The 20,123-nt window shown below is 66.6% G+C and carries 17 protein-coding genes; 8 read left to right on the forward strand and 9 right to left on the reverse strand.

The window, feature by feature from the left end; genetic code table 11:
• Positions 1 to 53 precede the first annotated feature (53 nt).
• On the forward strand, positions 54 to 818 hold the full coding sequence (locus AM586_RS08810; protein WP_047823745.1) for a hypothetical protein: 765 nt from the start codon (positions 54 to 56) through the stop codon (positions 816 to 818).
• Positions 819 to 1,037: 219 nt separating this feature from the next.
• Positions 1,038 to 1,451 (forward strand): PAAR domain-containing protein, encoded by a 414-nt coding sequence (locus tag AM586_RS08815; protein ID WP_082439718.1) that lies wholly within the window; start codon positions 1,038 to 1,040, stop codon positions 1,449 to 1,451.
• Positions 1,452 to 1,455: 4 nt separating this feature from the next.
• Here the strand turns inward: AM586_RS08815 and AM586_RS08820 are convergent, their stop codons facing one another.
• The 6 genes from AM586_RS08820 to AM586_RS08845 form a co-directional block, all read right to left on the reverse strand.
• Positions 1,456 to 2,325, reverse strand: coding sequence for a hypothetical protein (locus tag AM586_RS08820; RefSeq protein WP_060567036.1), 870 nt, complete (start codon positions 2,323 to 2,325; stop codon positions 1,456 to 1,458).
• A 61-nt stretch (positions 2,326 to 2,386) separates the two neighbouring features.
• Entirely contained in the window at positions 2,387 to 2,656 is a 270-nt protein-coding gene (locus AM586_RS08825; protein WP_047823741.1) for a hypothetical protein, read from the reverse strand.
• 13 nt (positions 2,657 to 2,669) lie between these two features.
• On the reverse strand, positions 2,670 to 3,035 hold the full coding sequence (ftsB, locus tag AM586_RS08830) for a cell division protein FtsB (protein WP_047823740.1): 366 nt from the start codon (positions 3,033 to 3,035) through the stop codon (positions 2,670 to 2,672).
• A 45-nt stretch (positions 3,036 to 3,080) separates the two neighbouring features.
• A complete protein-coding gene (eno, locus tag AM586_RS08835) occupies positions 3,081 to 4,367 on the reverse strand; it encodes a phosphopyruvate hydratase (protein WP_047823737.1) in 1,287 nt (428 codons plus the stop codon).
• Positions 4,368 to 4,526: 159 nt separating this feature from the next.
• The gene (kdsA, locus tag AM586_RS08840) at positions 4,527 to 5,378 is read right to left on the reverse strand and encodes a 3-deoxy-8-phosphooctulonate synthase (protein ID WP_047823735.1); all 852 of its coding nucleotides are present in this window, start codon (positions 5,376 to 5,378) and stop codon (positions 4,527 to 4,529) included.
• A complete protein-coding gene (locus AM586_RS08845) occupies positions 5,375 to 7,051 on the reverse strand; it encodes a CTP synthase (protein ID WP_047823733.1) in 1,677 nt (558 codons plus the stop codon). The genes kdsA and AM586_RS08845 overlap by 4 nt, the downstream gene beginning before the upstream one ends.
• A gap of 224 nt (positions 7,052 to 7,275) precedes the next feature.
• Between AM586_RS08845 and AM586_RS08850 the strand changes: the two genes are divergently transcribed.
• The 3 genes from AM586_RS08850 to AM586_RS08860 all read left to right on the forward strand — a co-directional run bounded on the left by AM586_RS08850 (position 7,276) and on the right by AM586_RS08860 (position 10,014).
• A complete protein-coding gene (locus tag AM586_RS08850; RefSeq protein WP_307163387.1) occupies positions 7,276 to 8,973 on the forward strand; it encodes a methyl-accepting chemotaxis protein in 1,698 nt (565 codons plus the stop codon).
• 100 nt (positions 8,974 to 9,073) lie between these two features.
• Entirely contained in the window at positions 9,074 to 9,475 is a 402-nt protein-coding gene (locus tag AM586_RS08855; protein ID WP_047823728.1) for a PRC-barrel domain-containing protein, read from the forward strand.
• A gap of 152 nt (positions 9,476 to 9,627) precedes the next feature.
• Entirely contained in the window at positions 9,628 to 10,014 is a 387-nt protein-coding gene (locus AM586_RS08860; protein ID WP_156328134.1) for a hypothetical protein, read from the forward strand.
• A 38-nt stretch (positions 10,015 to 10,052) separates the two neighbouring features.
• Here AM586_RS08860 and AM586_RS08865 read toward each other — a convergent pair whose 3' ends face one another.
• Complete coding sequence (locus tag AM586_RS08865) at positions 10,053 to 11,378, reverse strand: amidohydrolase (RefSeq protein WP_047823723.1); 1,326 nt, start codon at positions 11,376 to 11,378, stop codon at positions 10,053 to 10,055.
• A gap of 240 nt (positions 11,379 to 11,618) precedes the next feature.
• On the opposite strand from AM586_RS08865, the gene AM586_RS08870 reads away from it, so the two are divergent.
• Positions 11,619 to 13,328: a methyl-accepting chemotaxis protein gene (locus tag AM586_RS08870; RefSeq protein ID WP_047823722.1), complete on the forward strand. Its 1,710-nt coding sequence runs from the start codon at positions 11,619 to 11,621 to the stop codon at positions 13,326 to 13,328.
• Positions 13,329 to 13,430: 102 nt separating this feature from the next.
• Here the strand turns inward: AM586_RS08870 and AM586_RS08875 are convergent, their stop codons facing one another.
• Positions 13,431 to 16,619, reverse strand: a complete 3,189-nt coding sequence (locus tag AM586_RS08875; protein ID WP_082439719.1) for an error-prone DNA polymerase — start codon at positions 16,617 to 16,619, stop codon at positions 13,431 to 13,433.
• A gap of 92 nt (positions 16,620 to 16,711) precedes the next feature.
• Here AM586_RS08875 and AM586_RS08880 point away from each other — a divergent pair, with 92 nt between their 5' ends.
• Positions 16,712 to 17,503 carry a PhzF family phenazine biosynthesis protein gene (locus AM586_RS08880; RefSeq protein WP_047823720.1) on the forward strand — a complete coding sequence of 264 codons (792 nt, stop codon included), beginning with the start codon at positions 16,712 to 16,714 and terminating at the stop codon, positions 17,501 to 17,503.
• 72 nt (positions 17,504 to 17,575) lie between these two features.
• Here the strand turns inward: AM586_RS08880 and AM586_RS08885 are convergent, their stop codons facing one another.
• Positions 17,576 to 18,265 carry a FadR/GntR family transcriptional regulator gene (locus tag AM586_RS08885; RefSeq protein ID WP_229412954.1) on the reverse strand — a complete coding sequence of 230 codons (690 nt, stop codon included), beginning with the start codon at positions 18,263 to 18,265 and terminating at the stop codon, positions 17,576 to 17,578.
• 142 nt (positions 18,266 to 18,407) lie between these two features.
• Here AM586_RS08885 and AM586_RS08890 point away from each other — a divergent pair, with 142 nt between their 5' ends.
• Complete coding sequence (locus AM586_RS08890; protein WP_047823715.1) at positions 18,408 to 20,114, forward strand: lactate permease LctP family transporter; 1,707 nt, start codon at positions 18,408 to 18,410, stop codon at positions 20,112 to 20,114.
• Positions 20,115 to 20,123 lie beyond the last annotated feature (9 nt).

Here is a 20,123-nt window from a genome sequence, read left to right on the forward strand (position 1 = left end):
GACACATACATCATCGGCATACTCGGCGGCGTTCCCATTCCCCCGAGGTCTTCATGCGCCGATTCCTACTCCCTGCCCTGCTCGCAGCCCTGTGCGTCTCCGCCCAGGCCGCCGTCCATAGCGTCGACGTCGGCGCCCCGCTGCCGCGCTTCGGCCTGCTCAAGCCGGGCATCCACCATTACCTCCGCTACATCCGGACAGCCGACGGCGCCAATGCCCCGGTCGACATCTGGACCCGCGAAGTCCGCTTCGACGAACGCGACGGCATGCAGCGGCTGCACATCGTGCAGCGCTGGGATGGCGCCATGGTCTCGCTGTCGGCGCCGGGCACGGTCAGGCGGCTCGATTCCTGGTTCGAGACCGGCAGCTTCCGTCCGCTGAGCCACGTGCGCATCCTCGAAAAGGACGGCAAGAAAACGGTCGAGGGCTTCGTATTCGGACCGGACCGCGTGAGCGGCATGCAGGACCTGGCGGACAACACGCAGAAGGCGCTCTCGGTGGCGTCGAGCGAGCCGAGCTTCAACTTCGAGACCGACATCGAATTCCTGCAAGCCCTGCCGCTGGCCGAAGGCTACGAGGCCAGCATCAACTTCTACCACCCGGGCGGCCCGGCGCCGAAACGCTACAGCTTCAAGGTATCCGGTTCGGACACCATCGCAGGCCCGGCCGGCGCCATCGACTGCTGGGTCGTGACGACCGACTACGGCACGCCGGGCGCGGATGCGAAGTTCTGGTTCGCCAAGGGCAGCCAGGTGATGGTGCGCCAGGAGAGCGCGCCGCGCGACGGCAGGGTGATGGTCAAGGCGCTGATCGATTGAGCGCGCTTGGGCTTGGGACAGCGGGAAGGCCGGCGATCGGAATTCCCTGAATTACGTTCATGCGACAGGTCAATTTGAGCAATATCAATTGGCTTTAATCAACTATGCATTCCAATGGCGCCTGTGCACGAATTCGTGTACACGGTGCCGGGATCATGTCGCTTTTACACAAAGGCGACATTGTTCCGGTCAGTCAAATCCGTCGTTTGGAGAACATGAATGAATAATGCAGCACGCAAGGCTATCCCGCCCGCCTCCACCTTCTACGCCATTTCGCTGCCGCGCAGGGTGGTCGCCCGCTATGCGATCGCGACCATCGGCTCGCGCACCAGCCGCGGCGGCCAGGTGGTGCTGGCATCGAACGAGCAGTATGCCGACGATTACCGGGTCGCCTGCGTCGGCGACCGCGTGCGTTACCCGGACGGCAGCGAAAGCGTGATCGTCTCGGGCGCCGGCCACGCGTCCACCATCGCGAACCGTCCGATCGCGCTGGTCGGCAGCCACGTCGCGAATGGCGACCGCATCGTCGCGCGCGCGCAGAGCATGGGCGAAATCGTGGTGCTGGAAGGCGAACCGGTGGCGGGCCTGCTGGAACCGGGCTATGTGCCGCCGCATGCCGCCGGCGCTGCCTGATGCCTCAGCTGCGCGGACAGGATGAAGCGGCCAGCTGCGCACCGGCCTGCATGGCCGCATCGAAATCGGCCGGCGCCAGCCGATCGCCGAAGCGCTGGCGCAGCTGCGTTTCAGTGAGAGGCTGGCGCCGCGCCTGGTTCGCGGCGATCGCGTAAGCCATCGAACTGGCCAGGTCGCGCTCCACGATCTGGCCCGCATCGTAGGCATTCGACAGCAGGCCGAGAGCGAACTGGTCGCACCGGGCGCCGGCCTGGCGCAGATAGCCGAGGGCCTGCTGTTTCCACTGCCGGACGTCGACATCGTCGGCGCGCGCCGCCAGGTCGACCGGCTTCCCGCCCGGCCCTTCCCTGTAAAAATCGATCTGGGCGTCGCGGTTGCCGGCGTCCGCCAGCTGGGCCAGGAAGCGCATGCCTTCCTGCAGCTGGGCCGGCGAGACGTTCGCGCACAGCTTGCGCACGCGCTCGCGTTCGCGCTCCGTTGGCTGGAGTTCGTCCTGGCTGAAGAAGTCGGGCAACGGATCGTCCGCCGCGGCGCAGCCGGACGCGGCCTGGTAGGCATCGTAGGCGGCCTTCAGGTCGCCGGCGCGGGCGCGGGCGGCGCGCTCCAGGATATAAGCGGCGGCATCCTTGCCGCCGAAGTCCACCGGACGGCCGTTGCGGCCATAGAATACCGGGGGCGGAGCCGGCGCGGGCGCGCCCAGCATGCGCGGATCCAGCCAGGCGCCGGCGGCCCGGGCGGCGCCGGCGCGGCGCGCCGGCGCGGCGCCCGCGGCCGCTTCGGACCCAGGCTTGGGCTCCGTCTCGGGCCGCAGCGCCAGCATGGCAAGCAGGCTGGCGGCCAGCGCGGCGGCGATGGCGATCGGTCGGCTTTTCATCGGCCCATGATAGCAGCACGGCGGCGGGCAAGACCCCGACGGGCGGCGCGCCCGGGCCGGCTCAGGGCAGGTGCAGGTCGATGACCTTCATGATGGCGAGCGTGGTGTCCAGGCTCATTTCGCCGGCGCGCATGGCCTCGGCCAGCGCGGCGCGCGGCAGGCTGGCGGCGGCGGCCAGGGCGGCCAGGCCGTCGGCATCGGCGACCTTCGCCAGCGCCGCGGCCATCGCGTCGGCATCGCCGCTCTCGAAGGCCGCGGCCAGATAGGCGGCGACGGCGTCGAGCGTATCGAGCGATGCCGGATCGGTGGCGGAAAAGTCCTGGTCGGTCATGGGAGGAATACTGTCAGTCGGCGAGCGGCTTGTGGGCCTTGGCGCCTTTTTCGGCCTTCGGTTCGCGCGGCGGCGGCGGCGGGGTCATCATGACGGCCGGTTTTTCGTCCTTGCGCAGCACCTGCACGAAGATCTCGTTCTGCTTGATCATGCCGAGTTCGTAGCGGGCGCGCTCCTCGACGGCTTCGGTGCCGTCCTTCAGGTCGCGCACTTCGGATTCGAGCTTGGCGTTGCGCGCCTTCAGCTGCTCGGTGCGGGCGCGGCTGCCGGCGAGCTGGTTTTCGAGGTCGGTGACGGCCAGCCAGCCCCCTTTCCCCAGCCAGAGCGGGTACTGGATCAGCAACAGCAAAGCGGCAAGAGCGAGGGTGATGAGGCGCATGGTATGAACGACCGGCCAGCGGGCGCTGGCCGGCTTACTACACGATTACTTCAGGTTGTAGAACGCGTCGCGGCCCGGGTAGCTGGCGATGTCGCCCAGGTCTTCCTCGATGCGCAGCAGCTGGTTGTACTTGGCCATGCGGTCCGAGCGCGACATCGAGCCGGTCTTGATCTGCAGGGCGTTCAGGCCAACCGCGATGTCGGCGATGGTCGAATCCTCGGTCTCGCCCGAACGGTGCGAGATCACGGCGGTATAGCCGGCGCGCTTGGCCATCTCGATGGCGGCGAAGGTCTCGGTCAGGGTGCCGATCTGGTTGATCTTGATGAGGATCGAGTTGGCGATGCCCTTCTGGATGCCTTCTTTCAGGATCTTGGTGTTGGTGACGTACAGGTCGTCGCCCACCAGCTGCACGCGCTTGCCCAGGCGGTCGGTCAGGATCTTCCAGCCGTCCCAGTCGCCCTCGTGCATCGCGTCCTCGATCGAGATGATCGGGTACTTGTCGCACCAGGTTTCCAGCATGTTGGTGAAGTCGGTGGCGCTCAGCTGCAGGCCGCCCTCGCCTTCCAGCACGTACTTGCCGTCCTTGTAGAACTCGCTGGCCGCGCAGTCCAGGCCGATCGCGATCTGGGTGCCGGGCTCATAGCCGGCCTGCTCGATCGCCTGCATGATCAGCTTGATCGCTTCTTCATGGTTGGCCACGCTCGGCGCGAAACCGCCTTCGTCGCCGACGGCGGTGTTCAGGCCCTTGCTGTGCAGGATCTTTTTGAGGGTGTGGAACACCTCGGCGCCGTAGCGGATGGCTTCCTTGAACGAGGGGGCGCCGACCGGGATGATCATGAATTCCTGGATGTCCAGGTTGTTGTCGGCGTGCGCGCCGCCGTTGATGACGTTCATCATCGGCACCGGCATCTGCATCGCGCCCGAACCGCCGAAGTAGCGGTACAGCGGCAGGCCGGCTTCCTCGGCGGCGGCCTTGGCCACGGCCATCGAGACCGCCAGCATCGCGTTCGCGCCCAGGCGGCTCTTGTTCTCGGTGCCGTCCAGGTCGATCAGGGTGCGGTCCAGGAATGCCTGTTCGTTGGCGTCCAGGCCCATGATGGCTTCGCTGATTTCGGTGTTGATGTTCTCGCAGGCCTGCAGCACGCCCTTGCCGAAGTAACGCTTCGGATCGCCGTCGCGCAGTTCGATCGCTTCGCGCGAACCGGTCGATGCGCCCGAGGGCACGGCGGCGCGGCCCATCACGCCGGATTCCAGCAGCACATCGCACTCGACGGTCGGATTGCCGCGCGAGTCGATGATTTCGCGGCCGATGATATCAACGATAGCACTCATGGTTCTCAAGTCTCCAGAAAGTAAGGAAATCGTTAGGGGTCAGAGCCCGGTTTACCTCGGGTGGGCTCTGACCCCGGTTTTTAGTGTCAGCGCAAGTTTGCCGGCGCTTCGATAGCGCGAACAAACATGGGCACCCGCCTGCGCGGGTGCGACGGGGTGTTATTCGAAGTTGGACTCGATGAACCCAGCCTTCTTGACGACGCGGTCGATCTCGACCAGCGTCGTCAGCAGTTCTTTCATGCGTCCCAGCGGCACCGCGTTCGGGCCGTCCGACAGCGCGCAGGCCGGGTTCGGGTGGGTCTCCATGAACAGGCCGGAGACACCCGCCGCCACCGCCGCGCGCGCCAGCACCGGCACGTGCTCGCGCTGGCCGCCGGACGACGTGCCCTGGCCGCCCGGCAGCTGCACCGAGTGGGTCGCGTCGAACACGATCGGGCAGTTCGATTCGCGCATGATGGCGAGCGAACGCATGTCCGACACCAGGTTGTTGTAGCCGAAGGAAACGCCGCGCTCGCAGGCCATGAACTGGTCCGGCAGGCCGACTTCGGCAGCCGCCGCGCGCGCCTTGTCGATCACGTTCTTCATGTCGCCCGGCGCCAGGAACTGGCCCTTCTTGATGTTGACCGGCTTGCCCGAACGCGCGACCGCGTTGATGAAGTCGGTCTGGCGGCACAGGAAGGCCGGGGTCTGCAGCACGTCGACCACGCTCGCGACGACCGGAATTTCCTCTTCGGTGTGGACGTCGGTCAGGACCGGCACGCCGATTTCCTTGCGCACGTCGGCCAGGATCTCCAGGCCCTTGTCCATGCCCGGACCGCGGAACGATTTGCCGGACGAGCGGTTGGCCTTGTCGAAGGACGATTTATAGATGTACGGGATACCCAGCGCCGAGGTGATTTCCTTCAGCTGGCCGGCGACGTCCATCGCCATCTGGCGCGACTCGATCACGCAGGTGCCGGCGATCAGGAAGATCGGCTGGTCGAGGCCGACATCGAATCCGCAAAGCTTCATGCTGCATCTCCTTGCAGGGCCGACGAATTGTTCGCAGCCTGGTTGTTTTCGGCCTGGTGCGCCAGGGCCGCCTTGATGAACGCGGAAAACAGCGGATGGCCATTACGCGGGGTCGACTTGAACTCCGGGTGGAATTGCACGCCGATGTACCACGGGTGGGCGCTCTTCGGCAGTTCCATGATCTCGCACAGGTCTTCGTTCGGGGTACGCGCCGAAACGATCAGGCCAGCTGCTTCGACCTTCGGCAGGTAGTAATTGTTCGCTTCGTAGCGATGGCGGTGGCGCTCGGTCACGACGTTGCCGTAGATCTCGGCGGCCAGCGTGCCCGGGTTCACCGCGCAGGTCTGGGCGCCCAGGCGCATGGTGCCGCCCAGGTCGGAATCGACACTACGGGACTCGACCTTGCCGTCGTGGTTCTGCCACTCGGTGATCAGGGCGACGACCGGCTGGTCGGTTTCCGGATCGAACTCGGTCGAGTTGGCGTTCGGCAGGCCGGCCATGTGGCGCGCGTATTCGATCAGCGCAACCTGCATGCCCAGGCAGATGCCCAGGTAAGGAATCTTGTTTTCGCGGGCATAGCGGGCGGCCATGATCTTGCCTTCCACGCCGCGCTTGCCGAAGCCGCCCGGCACCAGGATGGCGTCGTACTTGGCCAGGTGGTCGCAGCCGATGCTCTCGATCTCTTCCGAGTCGATGTACTCGATGTTGACGCGGCTCTCGGTGTGGATGCCGGCGTGGCGCAGCGCCTCGGTCAGCGATTTATAGGACTCGATCAGGTCGACATACTTGCCGACCATGCCGATGGTCACTTCGTGCTTCGGGTTTTCCAGGGTGTGGATCAGCTTGGTCCACATCGACAGGTCGGCCGGCGGCGCCTCGATGCCCAGCGCTTCCAGGATGATGTCGTCCAGGCCCTGGTCGCGCAGCACCTGCGGCACTTTATAGATGGTGTCGACGTCCCACACCGAGATCACGGCCTGCTCTTCGACGTTGGCGAACAGCGAAATCTTGGCGCGTTCGTCGTCCGGGATGCGGCGGTCGGCGCGGCACAGCAGCGCGTTCGGCGAAATGCCGATCTCGCGCAGCTTCTGCACCGAGTGCTGGGTCGGCTTGGTCTTCAGTTCGCCGGCCGAGGCAATGTAGGGCACCAGGGTCAGGTGCACGAAGGCGGTCGACTTGCGGCCCAGGCGCAGCGACAGCTGGCGCGCGGCTTCCAGGAAGGGCAGCGATTCGATATCGCCGACGGTGCCGCCGATCTCGACCAGCGCCACGTCCACGCCTTCGGCGCCGCGGCGGATGTAGTCCTGGATCTCGTTGGTGATGTGCGGGATCACCTGCACGGTCTTGCCGAGGTACTCGCCACGGCGTTCCTTGCGGATCACCGATTCATAGATCTGGCCGGTGGTGAAGTTGTTCACCTTGCGCATGCGGGTGCTGATGAAGCGCTCGTAGTGGCCCAGGTCGAGGTCAGTCTCTGCGCCGTCGTCGGTCACGAAGACTTCGCCGTGCTGGGTCGGGCTCATCGTGCCCGGGTCCACGTTGATATACGGGTCGAGCTTGAGCATGGTGACTTTGAGACCGCGCGATTCGAGGATCGCGGCGAGGGAAGCGGCCGCGATCCCTTTACCCAGGGAAGACACGACGCCGCCAGTGACGAATACGAATTTGGTCATTGTGCAGAAGGTGCCGAACGGCACGCGCGGGAAATGGAAATTATACCTTAATCCCGCAAATACTTCTCCAGCAACATCCGCGAAACCACTGCTTGCACTGGACAGGCGCCCGGCCGCCCGCATTCCTGTGTTGCAAAGCAGCATCAGAAACCCTTGGTGACAGCTTTTTGTAACCTTAAAGCATGTAAAATTTCCGCATATAAATTGTCAAACGAGGATTTACGGTGAATTTTATTGCTAATATGAACATCGGCAAGCGCCTCGGCGCGGGCTTTTCCCTGGTGATCGCCCTCGCTGTGCTGATCGCCACTGCCGGCATCTGGCGCCTGAACGCGGTGGCCGACGCCACCAGCGCCATGATGGCGGCGCCGCTGACCAAGGAACGCCTGATGACCGAATGGCATACCCAGACCTTTGCTGCGGTGCGCCGGACCGCCGCCATCGTCAAGAGCAACGACCCCAGCCTGGTCGAGTTCTTCAAGGCCGACGGCGCCAAGACAGCCGGCCGCACCACCGAGCTGATCAAGCAGATCGAACCCCTGATCGAAGGCGAGAAGGAACGCGCCCTGTTCGATCACATCGGCGCGCTGCGCAAGGCGTACACGGCGGCCAAGGACAAGGCGATCAAGCTGCGCGCGGCCGGCGACGCCGAGGGCGCGGACCGGGTCCTGAACCAGGAATACGTGCCGGCCGCCGATGCCTATGAAGGCGCGCTGGCCGACCTGGTGAAAATGCAGGAGCAGCACATGGACGCCATCGCCGCGGGCATCAAGGCCGACAACCATGACAGCGTCCGCATGATCGCCATCCTGACCGCCGTCGTGGTCGCGCTCGGCGCGCTCTGTTCCTCGCTGCTCACGCGCGGCATCGTGCTGCCGATCCGCCGTGCGGTCGGCGTGGCCGAGCAGGTTGCGTCCGGCGACCTGACCCAGCAGATCGAAGCCCGTTCGAACGACGAAACCGGCGCCCTGCTGCGCGCGCTGCGCCACATGAACGACAGCCTGACCGGCATCGTCGGCGAAGTCCGCGGCGGCACCGCGTCGATCCACGGCGCGGCCGGCGAGATCTCGGCCGGCAACCTCGACCTGTCCTCGCGCACCGAGCAGCAGGCGGCCGCGCTGGAAGAAACCGCGGCCTCGATGGCCCACCTGACCGATACCGTGCGCCAGAACGCGGACAACGCGCGCCAGGCCAACCAGCTCGCGATCACCGCCTCCAGCGTCGCCACCAAGGGCGGCGAGGTGGTGGGCGAGGTCATCCTGACCATGGGCTCGATCAACGAATCGTCGAAGAAGATCGCCGACATCATCGGCGTCATCGACGGCATCGCCTTCCAGACCAACATCCTGGCGCTGAACGCGGCGGTGGAAGCGGCGCGCGCCGGCGAACAGGGCCGCGGCTTCGCGGTGGTGGCCTCGGAAGTGCGCAACCTGGCGCAGCGCTCGGCCGCCGCCGCCAAGGAGATCAAGCAGCTGATCGACGATTCGGTCGGCAAGGTCGACGCCGGCGCAAGGCTGGTCGACAAGGCCGGCGACACGATGGGCCAGGTGGTGGATTCGATCCAGCGCGTCACCGACATCATGGCGGACATCGCGGCCGCCAGCCAGGAACAGACCAGCGGCATCGAGCAGGTAAACCAGGCGATCGCCCAGATGGACGAAACCACGCAGCAGAACGCGGCCCTGGTCGAGGAATCGGCGGCGGCCGCCGCATCCCTGCAGGACCAGGCCGGCAAGCTGGCGCATACCGTCGACCGCTTCAGGATCGATCGCCAGGCGGCGCCCGCCGCCGCGCCGGCCAAGTCCGCGCCGGCGGCCGCCCTGCCCGCCCTGCGCCGGCAGCCGGCGCCGAAGCCGGTGCGCGCCAAGAAAGCCGATGCGGCCACCGCGGCGACCGCTGGCGACGGCTGGGAAGAGTTCTGATGCCGTGACCTACCGGCCGGACGCGTGCCCCATGTGTGCGTCCGAACCGACTTTCGCCGGACTCGGGTTATCCTTGCTCTTCCGAATACAGGAGGAAGAGATGTCCTACGAGGAAAGAGACGACTACGGCATGTACAAGAACAAGCACGGCAAGGGACCGGGCCCGGAACTGATGGGCGCGAACACCCTGATCGGCGACCATGTCCATAACCTGCAGAACGAGCACCTGGGCGTCATCAAGGAATTCATGGTGGACATGCGCACCGGCGCGATCGCCTATGCGGTGATGGCGTCCAGCCGCTTCGTCGGACTGGGCGAAAAACTGATCGCGGTGCCCTGGCAGGCCCTGAGCCTCGATCCCGGGCACAAGCGCTTCATGATGGACATCCAGAAGGCGCGCATCGACGACGCGCCCGGCTTCGATACCGACCACTGGCCGGACATGGCCGACCTCGAATGGGCCGGCGCGGTGCACGGCTACTACGGCACGCAGCCTGCGTGATGGGCGGGCGCCGGCTGTTTTTCGCCGCACTCGGCTTCTGCGCAGCGGCGTCCGCTTCCGCCGCCGACGAATGCCCGTTGCGGGCGCCCGAGCCCCTGTTGCGGCCCGGGGCCTACGCCGCCCAGACGCTGTCCCGGCAAGACGGGAACGAAATGCAGGAAACGGCGCAGCTGCGCCCCGGCCTGCGCATCGCCATCCGCCAGAGCAGCTGCGTGGATGCCGTGACGACCTCGCTCACGCTGCAGCTGCCGCGCGACCGGCGGCACGAACGGACCGACGACGAATGGATCGACCTTGCGCGCGCCGAAATCGGCAAGCTCAGGACGGCTGCGCCGCCGGGGCGCCTGTCGGGGGTCGGGGAATTTCTCGGAAAGGCGCACGGCCTTGCACCGCGCCGCGGCGAACGCGCCATCTGCAGGGATGGAACGGCCCCGGCATCGGGCGAGTGTTCGTGGGACAGCCTGGGCGGCTACATCTTTTCCGTCAGGCGCATGCGGGACACGACCGTCGTCTCGGTCACCGAATACATCAGCGCATAGTCCGTCGCCCCGGCGCAGGCAGGGGCGACGGCTGACGCTTACTTCTTCGGCGCCATCAGATCCAGCAGGATCGCGGTTTCAGCCTTGATGGTATTGGTCACGGTCGGCTTGAAGTCCGGCGCCCACTGCGGCGAGTGGGTGCCCGGCAGCGGCTGGCCGGCCTTTCTGGCGGCGTCCAGGCGCTTCGCGTCGACCGCGCCCACGTGCAGCAGGACTGCCTTCACGCCCGGCTGCTGGCCGTATTGCGAGAAGTCTTCCGAAGTCATCTTGGCCGGCATCTCCTTCACGAACTCGGGGCCGACGGCGCCTTCGACCACCTTGACCATGCGGCCGATCAGCTCGGGATCGTTATAGACCGAATCGGTGCCCGGCTTGACTTCGACCAGCGGCTCTTTCGGCGCACCGGCGGCCATCGCCTCGCCCTTGGCTTCGCGCGCAATGCTGGCCAGCACGCGCTGGCGCACTTCCGGCTTGAAGGTGCGCACCGACAGCGACAGCTTGACCTGGTCCGGGATGATGTTGGCGACGGTGCCGCCGTGGATGCTGCCGACGGTGATGACCAGCGGGTCGATCGGGTTGTTTTCGCGAGAAACAAGAGTTTGAAGCGCAAGCACGATGCGCGATGCGATCACGATCGGATCGCGCGCCTCGTGCGGCACGGCGCCGTGGCCGCCCTGGCCGAAGACGGTGATGTTGACGACGTCGGACGAGGCGCGGAAGGGGCCGGCGTGGTACATGATCGTACCCGACGGCATGGTGGCGTCGTCGTGGAAGGACAGCGCGTAGTCAGGCTTCGGGAAGCGCTTGAACAGGCCGTCCTTCAGCATCGCCTCGGCGCCGCGCACGGTCTCTTCGGACGGCTGGCCGACCAGCATCAGGGTGCCGCTCCAGGCCTTGCGGTTGTCCGACATCAGCTTGGCGGTGCCGTACCAGGCCGACATGTGCAGGTCGTGGCCGCAGGCGTGCATCACCGGCGTGGGTTCGCCGGCGGCGCTCTTGCCGGTGGCCTTGCTGGCGAAGGCCAGGCCGGTCTTTTCCTGGACCGGCAGCGCGTCCATCTCGGTGCGCAGCATCACGGTCGGGCCGGGGCCGTTCTTCAGGATCGCGACCACGCCGGTGCCGCCGACGCCGGTGGTGACGTCGAAGCCCAGCTTCTTGGCGAGCTCGGCCAGCTTGGCCGAGGTCTTGTGTTCGTCGAAGCCGAGTTCCGGATTGCGGTGCAGGTCCTGGTACAGGTTTTCGATCGCCGGGTAGTTGGCGTTCAGCTGTTCGGCGAAAGGTGCAGGCAGTTGGGCCGCGCTGGCGGCGCCGCCGATGAGTCCGGCCAGGAACAGTGTATTGCGGAGAATGCTGGATGGGGTCATGGGGAAAAACTTCACGTTATTTGGGTGAATGAAACAGCAGGGATGACATGCCGCCTTTTCCCAGCCTAACAGATCAGTCAAATTGTAACAATGTCCAATTTAACAATTCCTCCCCGTCGTTGTCGGATAATACCTACAAAATGTTGCAAAAGTTTTTCCAAAGCGTATTTTTTAATTCCTTCAGGCAACTACCCCACCGTACAATCCGAACTTTCTAGCCGTACAAGATAAGGAATATCGATGGGACTCGTTGCAAACATCAAGATCGGCAAACGCCTGGGACTCGGCTTTGCCCTCATTCTTGCGATGACGGTGGCCATTTCCGCCGTCGGCGCCTGGCGCATGAACAAGATCGCCGACAAGACCAAGGCGATGATGGCCGTGCCGCTGGCCAAGGAACGTTTGATCACCGACTGGTACACCCTCAACTTCGCCTCGATCCGCCGCACCGCCGCGATCGCCAAGAGCAGCGATCCCTCGCTCGGCGCCTACTTCAAGGAAGACTCGGCCGCCTCGGTGAAGAAGGCCGCCGAGCTGCTCAAGCAGATCGAACCGCTGATCGCCGCCAGCGGCCCTGAAAAGGAGCTGTTCGCGAAGATCCTGGAGCAGCGCAAGGTCTACAGCGCGTCGCGCGACGGCACCGTCAAGGCCAAGGCCGACGGCAATGCCGAGGAAGCGGCGCGCATCCTCGACAAGGAATTCACCCCGGCCGCCCAGAAGTACCAGGACCTGCTGCAGGACCTGGTCAACATGCAGCGCACCAGCATGAACGATACCGCCGGCGCCATCGACGTTAACGCGGACAGCAGCACGAACCTGATCATGATCCTGTGCGCCTGCGCGGTCGCGCTGGGCAGCGTCATCTCCTGGATGCTCACCCGCGGCATCGTGCAGCCGATCCGCGAAGCGGTCGCCGTGGCCGAGACCGTGGCCGGCGGCGACCTGACCCACAACATCGAAGTTCGTAGCAGCGACGAGACCGGCGCCCTGCTGCGCGCCCTGCGCCACATGAACGACAGCCTGGTGGGCATCGTCAGCCAGGTGCGCGGCGGCACCGACACCATCGCCACCGCCTCGCGCGAAATCAGTGCCGGCAACCTCGATCTCTCAAGCCGCACCGAACAGCAGGCCGGCGCCCTCGAAGAGACCGCGGCCTCGATGGAAGAACTGACCACCACCGTGCGCCAGAACGCGGACAACGCGCGCCAGGCCAACCAGCTCGCCATCGCCGCCTCCGCAGTGGCGACCCAGGGCGGCGCCGTGGTCGGCGAAGTCATCACCACCATGGGTGCGATCAACGACAGCTCGCAGCGCATCGCCGACATCATCGGCGTCATCGACGGCATCGCCTTCCAGACCAACATCCTGGCGCTGAACGCCGCGGTGGAAGCGGCGCGCGCCGGCGAACAGGGTCGCGGCTTCGCGGTCGTGGCCTCGGAAGTGCGCAACCTGGCGCAGCGCTCGGCGGCTGCGGCCAAGGAAATCAAGGAACTGATCACCGCCTCGGTGGCCAACGTCGACGCCGGCACCAAGCTGGTCGACCGCGCCGGCGCGACGATGGAAGAAGTGGTGGGCAGCATCCGCCGCGTGACCGACATCATGGCCGAGATCACCAGCGCCAGCCAGGAACAGACCGGCGGCATCGAGCAGGTCAACAGCGCCATCACCCAGATGGACCATGTGACCCAGCAGAACGCGGCCCTGGTCGAAGAAGCGGCGGCCGCCGCCACCTCGATGCAGGACCAGGCCGCCAAGCTGGCCGACGTGGTCAGCGTGTTCAAGCTGGACCGTGCGCACGATCTCGGCGCCGTGGCTGCGCCCGTGCAGGCGAAAGCCGCCCCGGTCCGCCCGGCCCTGCCGCGCGCCGCGAAGCCGGTGGTGAAGGTGGCTGCGGCCAAGACGGTGAAACGCAACGAGCCGGTGGCTGCCGGGGATTGGGAAGAGTTCTAATCCGTGCCGTCGTTCCCGCGAAGGCGGGAATCCAAGTGCCGCCAGCGCAGTCGAAACGCCGCCGGACTTGGGTCCCCGCCTCCGCGGGGACGACGTTCAAGGCTAACAAAAATCCCTGCTCCGCGTATCCAGACTCCCCAGCAGGTGCGACATGTCCACCAGGCGCTTGGCCACCAGGTGCCTGACCTCTCCCTCCCTCTGCCAGATCCCGTACACGCCCAGCAGGTGCGCATTCAGCACTTCCCTGCGCTGCTGTTCGACCAGGCTGGCCCACACGATCACGTTCACGTTCCCGGTCTCGTCCTCGATGGTCAGGAACAGCACGCCCTTGGCCGTGCCCGGGCGCTGGCGCACGGTGACGATGCCGCAGGCGCGCGCCAGCTGGCCGTTGGCGAAATCCATCAGCACCTCGGCCGGCAGGAAGCGCCTGGCCAGTAGCTGCGGCCGCAGCAGCGCGAGCGGATGGCGGCCCAGCGTGAGCCCCTGCGCGCGGTAGTCGCCGACGATTTCCTGTCCCTCGCTCGGCGCCGCCAGGACCGGCGCCTCCTCTTCCAGTCCGGCCGGACGCAGCAGGTCCTTGTCCGGCACCGCTCCCACCGCCTGCCACAGCGCCTGGCGCCGGTGCCCGGCAAGCAGCGCCAGCGCATTCCCGGCGGCCAGCACCTGCAGGTCGCCGCGGTCCAGGCTGGCGCGCCGCGCCAGGTCGGCCACATCGAGGAAAGGCCGGATCGCGCGCGCCATCTCGATGCGTTCGGCGGCTTCGCGCGCCAGCCCGCGCAGCATGTGCAGGCCGAGACGCACCGCCGGCTGGGAAGCCCCGGTTTCCTTGCCTCGATCGTCGTGCTCCTCCAGCGCCGACTCCCAGCCGCTGACCGCCACGTCCACCGGACGCACCTCGATGCCATGGCGGCGCGCATCCTGCACCAGCTGCGAAGGGCTGTAGAAGCCCATCGGCTGGCTGTTCAGCAGCGCGCACAGGAAGGCCGCCGGCTCGTGGCACTTCAGCCAGGAGCTGGCATAGGCCAGCAGCGCGAAGCTGGCCGCGTGCGATTCCGGGAAGCCGTATTCGCCGAAGCCCTGGATCTGGCTGAAGATCTGCTCCGCGAAGCCGATGTCGTAGCCTTTCGCCAGCATGCCGCCGACGATGCGCTCGTAGTACTTCTCGAGTCCCCCCTTCCTCTTCCAGGCCGCCATCGCGCGCCGCAGCTGGTCGGCCTCGCCGGGTGTGAAGCCGGCCGCCAGGATCGCCACCTGCATCACCTGCTCCTGGAAGATCGGCACGCCCAGCGTGCGCTCCAGCGCCACCTTCATGTCCGGGCTCGGATACACCACCGGCTCCTTCTGCTCGCGCCGCTTCAGGTAGGGATGCACCATGCCGCCCTGGATCGGCCCCGGGCGCACGATCGCCACCTGGATCACCAGGTCGTAGAATGCGCGCGGCTTCATCCGCGGCAGCATGCTCATCTGCGCGCGCGATTCGATCTGGAACACGCCCACGGTGTCGGCCGCGCGGATCATGCGGTAGGTGGCAGGATCGTCGGCCGGGATGTCCTGCATCTCGAACACGGTGCCATGGCGCTGGCCGACCAGCTGCAGGGCGCGGCGCAGCATCGACAGCATGCCCAGCGCCAGCACGTCGACCTTCATCAGGCCCAGCTCTTCGAGGTCGTCCTTGTCCCACTGGATCACACTGCGCTCCGGCATGGTCGCGTTCTCGATCGGCACCAGGCGCGACAGCTTCCCGCGCGCCATCACGAAGCCGCCCGGATGCTGGGACAGGTGGCGCGGAAAGCCGAGCAGGCGCTGCGCCAGCGAAGCCCACTGCTGCGACAGCGGCGCTTCCGGATCGAGGCCGCTCTCGGCCAGGCGGTTCAGGAGGTCGGCCTTGCCGTCGAACCAGTGGTGCTGCTTGCAGACCTTCTCGACGATGGCGAGGTCGATGCCGAGCGCGCGCCCGCTGTCGCGCAGCGCGCTCTTGGGGCGGTAGCTGATGACGACCGCCGCCAGCGCCGCGCGGGTGCGGCCGTATTTCCGGTAGATGTACTGGATGACCTCTTCGCGCCGCTGGTGCTCGAAGTCGACGTCGATGTCGGGCGGCTCGTTGCGCTCCTTCGAGATGAAGCGTTCGAACAGCAGGCTGGCCCTGCTGGGGTCGACTTCGGTGATGCCGAGGCAGTAGCACACCGCGGAATTGGCGGCCGAGCCGCGGCCCTGGCAGAGAATGTGCTGCGAGCGGGCGAAGCGCACGATGTCGTACACGGTCAGGAAGTAGTGCTCGTAGCGCATCTCGGCGATCAGCGCCAGCTCGTGCTCGATCTGCGCCTGCACCCTGGCCGGGATGCCGTCGCGGAAGCGCCGGTGTGCGCCGATCCAGGTCTCGCTGCGCAGGTAGCTGCTGGCCGTATGGCCGGACGGGACCACCTCGTCCGGGTATTCGTAGCGCAGCTCGTCCAGCGAGAAGGTGCACAGCTTCGCCACGCGCAGGGTTTCATCGAGCGCCGCGCGCGGATAGATGTTCGCCAGCCGCACCCGCGAGCGCAGGTGCTGCTCGGCGTTCGGGGCGAGCTGGTAGCCGCATTCGGCAACCGGCTTGCCGATCCGCGTTGCGCTCAAGGTGTCCTGCAAGGGTTTCCTCGAACGGACGTGCATCACCACGTGGCCGAGCGCGACGATCGGCAGGCCGTGCTGCCAGCCGACTTCCTCGACGGTGGCGCGGTGGGCGTCGTCGAAGGCGCGGTGCAGCAGGTTCAGGCCGATCCAGGCACGGCCCGGGAAGGCCAGCGCCAGCCAGGCCGCCTGGGCGTGCAGGCGGTCGACCCCGGCCTGGTCGTGGCCGGGATAGACGGGCAGCAGGATCGCCAGGCAATCCTCCATGCCGCTTTCCAGATCGGCGGGACGCAGCAGGTAACTGCCCTTCTCGCTGCGGGTGCGCCCCAGCGTGATCAGCTCCGACAGGTTGCCGTAGCCATTGCGGTTCTGCGCCAGCAGGATCAGGGAAATCTCCGGCTGCGCCAGGTGGAAATGCGCGCCGATGATGAGCGGCAGCTTCGCCTGTTTCGCTTCCGCGTGCGCGCGCACGACCCCGGCCAGCGAGCACTCGTCGGTGAGCGCCAGCGCCGCATAGCCCAGCTGCACGGCCCGCGCCACCAGCTCTTCCGCATGCGAGGCCCCCTGCAGGAAGGAGAAGTTCGACAGGCAGAACAGCTCCGCATACTGGGGCAGGCCCAGGTGCAGTCCCTGCGGCGCCTGGATCGATGAAGGTGGCGGCGATGGCGGTGGTTCTGATGGCATCGTGCGTCAGGGCAAATGATCTACAATTGTCTTAACAAAAGAGAATACTGTATAAAAACACAGTATAACTGACGACTCGGCAATTGCGAAACATGCACGTACAAACATTCAAATGCTTCGGGGCGCAGCCGGGCGACGGCAACCCCGCGCTGGTGATCGAGAACGACGGCATGGACCTGGCCGCGCGCCAGGCCTTCGCTGGCGCGCGCAACACCACCTGCGTCTTTCTTGCCCAGGCCGGGGATGCGGTCGAGGTCGATTACTTCTATCCGCACATGCGCAGCCCGCTGTGCCTGCATGCGACGCTGGCGGTGGCCGCCCTGCTGCTCGGCCGCGGCTCCGGCCCCGGCCAGGCCGGCGCGGGGATCGCCGTGCGCACCGCCATGACGGGGCAAGTGCTGCCCCTCGCGCGCGAAGGCGCTGCGTATTTCGTGAAGCTGGCGCCGCAGCCGGCGCCGCAGCCCGTGGTCGCGCCGGAACAGGTGGCGGCCCTGCTGGGCGCGCCGGGCCTTGACCTGGCGTCGGCGCCGCGCGTGGCCTCGGTCGGCAGTCCCAAGCTGCTGGTGGAGCTGCAGGACCGGGACACGCTGTATGCACTGGCGCCCGACCTGGCCGGGATCGTCGCCTGGGGCCGGCGGGAGGGCGTGAACGGTGTCTATGCCTGGTGCCGGCTGGACGAGGGCACGGTCGAAGGCCGCAACTTCAACCATCTGGACCCGGCCCTGGAAGACAGCGCCACCGGCGTCGCGGCCGGCGCCCTCGCGGTGGCGCTGGGACGCGGCGTGAGCGTGCGCCAGGGACATGCGACGGGGCGCGACTGCCTGATCCGGACCCGGGTCGAGGATGGCGTCATCCTGGTGGGCGGCGCGGCCGAAGCAAGCTGAACAATAAACGGCAGCGCTCGGGACAAGCTGGTTTTTCGCCCTGGTTGGACCAGTTCCCGCCGATCCGGCGTCCTAGGCAATGCGCTTGCGCACGAAGTCGATATGGCTCTGCATGGCGGTGCGCGCTTCTTCCGGACGGCGTTCGCAAATCGCTTCGCACACGGAACGGTGCTGCGACAGCAAAGCTCCCGACACCTCTTCGTCCAGTTCGAGTTCGCGCAGGCTGGTGTTATTGATCGTGATGTGCTCGCGCAGCATGTTCAGGATGCTGCTGTGCAGGTGCAGGAACATGGTGTTGTGCGAGGCCAGCGCGATTGCCTCGTGCAGCTTCGAATCCACGCTCGCCTCGGCGGCCTTGTCGTCGGCGCGGCGGGCCGACTCCAGCTGGTCCAGCAGGCCGCGGATGCGTTCGTGGTCGTCCGCATTGCCGCGCAGCGCCGCGAAGTAGGCGGTCGCGCCCTCCAGCACCCGGCGAAACTCCAGGATGTCGTCGCGCACGGCCGGATGATCGGCAACCAGTTGGCCCCACGGCGAGGCGCTGCTGGTGCGCAGCTGGTCGGTCACGAAGGCGCCGGAGCCCGACCGGCTGCGCACCAGTCCGCGCGCAGCCAGGCGCTGGATCGCCTCGCGCACGGTGTTGCGCGATACCCCGTACTGCGCCGCCAGCGCGCGCTCGGAGGGCAGCCGCGCATTCGCCGGAAAGCTTCCGTCCAGCAGCGCCATCTCCAGCCGGCGCACGATTTCTTCCACGCGTCCGCGCATGTGTTCCCTCGCATTTCTTTCCATTACCAGCAACTGGTCCAACCAGTTTGTTATGCATCGCAGATGGTGGAATTATGCTGACAACAACAATAAAACGCAAAAAATTAGCAGTGACAATTCAATTTCTTCTGAGGAGACTGGCGTGCACCAAGCATGGAACCAGATTTACGCACCGCTCGGCAGCCTGGGGCTGTCCGCCCTGGCTGCCGGCATTCCCATCATTTTCTTTTTCATCGCCCTGGCCGCCCTGCGCATCAAGGGCCATGTGGCCGCGGCCATTACCCTGCTGCTGGCGCTCGGCGTCGCCATCTTCGCCTACGGCATGCCGGTGCCGCAGGCGCTGGCGGCGGCCGGCTATGGCTTTGCCTACGGCCTGTGGCCGATCGCCTGGATCATCGTCACTGCCGTGTTCCTCTACAAGATCGTCGACAAGACCGGGCAGCTCGAGATCATCCGCGCCTCGATCCTGTCGATCACCGATGACCAGCGCCTGCAACTGCTGCTGATCGGCTTCGCCTTCGGCGCCTTCCTGGAGGGCGCGGCCGGCTTCGGCGCGCCGGTGGCCATCACCTCGGCGCTGCTGGTCGGGCTGGGCTTCAACCCGCTCTACGCCGCCGGCCTGTGCCTGATCGCGAATACCGCGCCGGTCGCCTTCGGCGCGATGGGCATTCCGATGATCGTGGCGGGACAGGTCACCGGCATCGACCCGATGCAGATCGGCGCCATGGCCGGCCGCCAGCTGCCCCTGCTGTCGCTGCTGGTGCCGTTCTGGCTGGTGTTCATGATGGATGGCCTGCGCGGCATCCGCGAAGTCTGGCCGGCGGCCCTGGTCACCGGCGGCAGCTTCGCGGTGACCCAGTATCTGACCTCCAACTTCATCGGCCCCGAACTGCCGGACATTACCTCGGCGCTCGTCTGCCTGTTCTCGCTGACGGTCTTCCTCAAGATCTGGCAGCCGGCCAGCGCCAGGGCCGGCGCCCAGGTGGTCGCCAGCGGCGGCGCCGCGGCCCTCGGCGGCTTCCCCGGTGGTGGAGGCGGCGCCCGTCCGGCCAGCCGCAAGGCCTCGCCGTACTCGGCGGCGCAAACCGTCCGCGCCTGGGCGCCCTTCTTCATCCTGACCGCGGTGGTGACCGTGTGGAGCCTGCCGCCATTCAAGGCCCTGTTCGCAGCCAAGGGCGCGCTGGCCGGCACCATCCTCAAATTCAGGATCCCCTTCCTGGACCAGCTGGTCATGAAGACCGCACCGATCGTCGCGAGCCCGAAAGCCTACGACGCCGTGCTCAAGATCGACCTCGTCTCCGCCGTCGGCACCGCGATCCTGCTGACCGCGATCATCTCGGTCCTGCTGCTGCGCATGAAGCCGCGCGCCGCCCTGGCCGCCTTCGGCGAGACCCTGCTCGAGCTGCGCCGCCCGATCCTGTCGATCGGCCTGGTGCTGGCCTTTGCCTTCGTCGCCAACTATTCCGGCATGTCGTCGACGCTGGCCCTGGTCCTGGCCGGCACCGGCGCCGCCTTCCCCTTCTTCTCGCCTTTCCTGGGCTGGCTGGGCGTGTTCCTGACCGGTTCGGATACCTCGTCGAATGCACTGTTCTGCTCGCTGCAAAGCACCACCGCCCACCAGATCCACGTGTCCGACACGCTGCTGGTCACGGCGAACACCACGGGCGGCGTGACGGCCAAGATGATCTCCCCGCAATCGATCGCGGTCGCCTGCGCCGCCACCGGACTGGTCGGCCGGGAATCGGAACTGTTCCGCTTCACGGTCAAGCACAGCCTGCTGTTCGCCATCTTCATCGGTCTCATCACGCTGCTGCAGGCCTACGTCCTGACCGGCATGGTGCCTCAATAAGCCTCAGCC

The sequence above is a fragment of the Massilia sp. WG5 genome, assembly GCF_001412595.2.
Taxonomy (GTDB): Bacteria; Pseudomonadota; Gammaproteobacteria; order Burkholderiales; family Burkholderiaceae_D; genus Telluria.

What these genes read in the sequence shown, in the direction of transcription:
- AM586_RS08810 (WP_047823745.1), top strand. Translation starts at nt 54, where the DNA reads ATGCGCCGATTCCTACTCCCTGCCCTGCTCGCAGCCCTGTGCGTCTCC.
- AM586_RS08815 (WP_082439718.1), top strand. Translation starts at nt 1,038, where the DNA reads ATGAATAATGCAGCACGCAAGGCTATCCCGCCCGCCTCCACCTTCTAC.
- AM586_RS08820 (WP_060567036.1), bottom strand. Translation starts at nt 2,325, where the DNA reads ATGAAAAGCCGACCGATCGCCATCGCCGCCGCGCTGGCCGCCAGCCTG.
- AM586_RS08825 (WP_047823741.1), bottom strand. Translation starts at nt 2,656, where the DNA reads ATGACCGACCAGGACTTTTCCGCCACCGATCCGGCATCGCTCGATACG.
- ftsB (WP_047823740.1), bottom strand. Translation starts at nt 3,035, where the DNA reads ATGCGCCTCATCACCCTCGCTCTTGCCGCTTTGCTGTTGCTGATCCAG.
- eno (WP_047823737.1), bottom strand. Translation starts at nt 4,367, where the DNA reads ATGAGTGCTATCGTTGATATCATCGGCCGCGAAATCATCGACTCGCGC.
- kdsA (WP_047823735.1), bottom strand. Translation starts at nt 5,378, where the DNA reads ATGAAGCTTTGCGGATTCGATGTCGGCCTCGACCAGCCGATCTTCCTG.
- AM586_RS08845 (WP_047823733.1), bottom strand. Translation starts at nt 7,051, where the DNA reads ATGACCAAATTCGTATTCGTCACTGGCGGCGTCGTGTCTTCCCTGGGT.
- AM586_RS08855 (WP_047823728.1), top strand. Translation starts at nt 9,074, where the DNA reads ATGTCCTACGAGGAAAGAGACGACTACGGCATGTACAAGAACAAGCAC.
- AM586_RS08860 (WP_156328134.1), top strand. Translation starts at nt 9,628, where the DNA reads ATGCAGGAAACGGCGCAGCTGCGCCCCGGCCTGCGCATCGCCATCCGC.
- AM586_RS08865 (WP_047823723.1), bottom strand. Translation starts at nt 11,378, where the DNA reads ATGACCCCATCCAGCATTCTCCGCAATACACTGTTCCTGGCCGGACTC.
- AM586_RS08870 (WP_047823722.1), top strand. Translation starts at nt 11,619, where the DNA reads ATGGGACTCGTTGCAAACATCAAGATCGGCAAACGCCTGGGACTCGGC.
- AM586_RS08875 (WP_082439719.1), bottom strand. Translation starts at nt 16,619, where the DNA reads ATGCCATCAGAACCACCGCCATCGCCGCCACCTTCATCGATCCAGGCG.
- AM586_RS08880 (WP_047823720.1), top strand. Translation starts at nt 16,712, where the DNA reads ATGCACGTACAAACATTCAAATGCTTCGGGGCGCAGCCGGGCGACGGC.
- AM586_RS08885 (WP_229412954.1), bottom strand. Translation starts at nt 18,265, where the DNA reads ATGCGCGGACGCGTGGAAGAAATCGTGCGCCGGCTGGAGATGGCGCTG.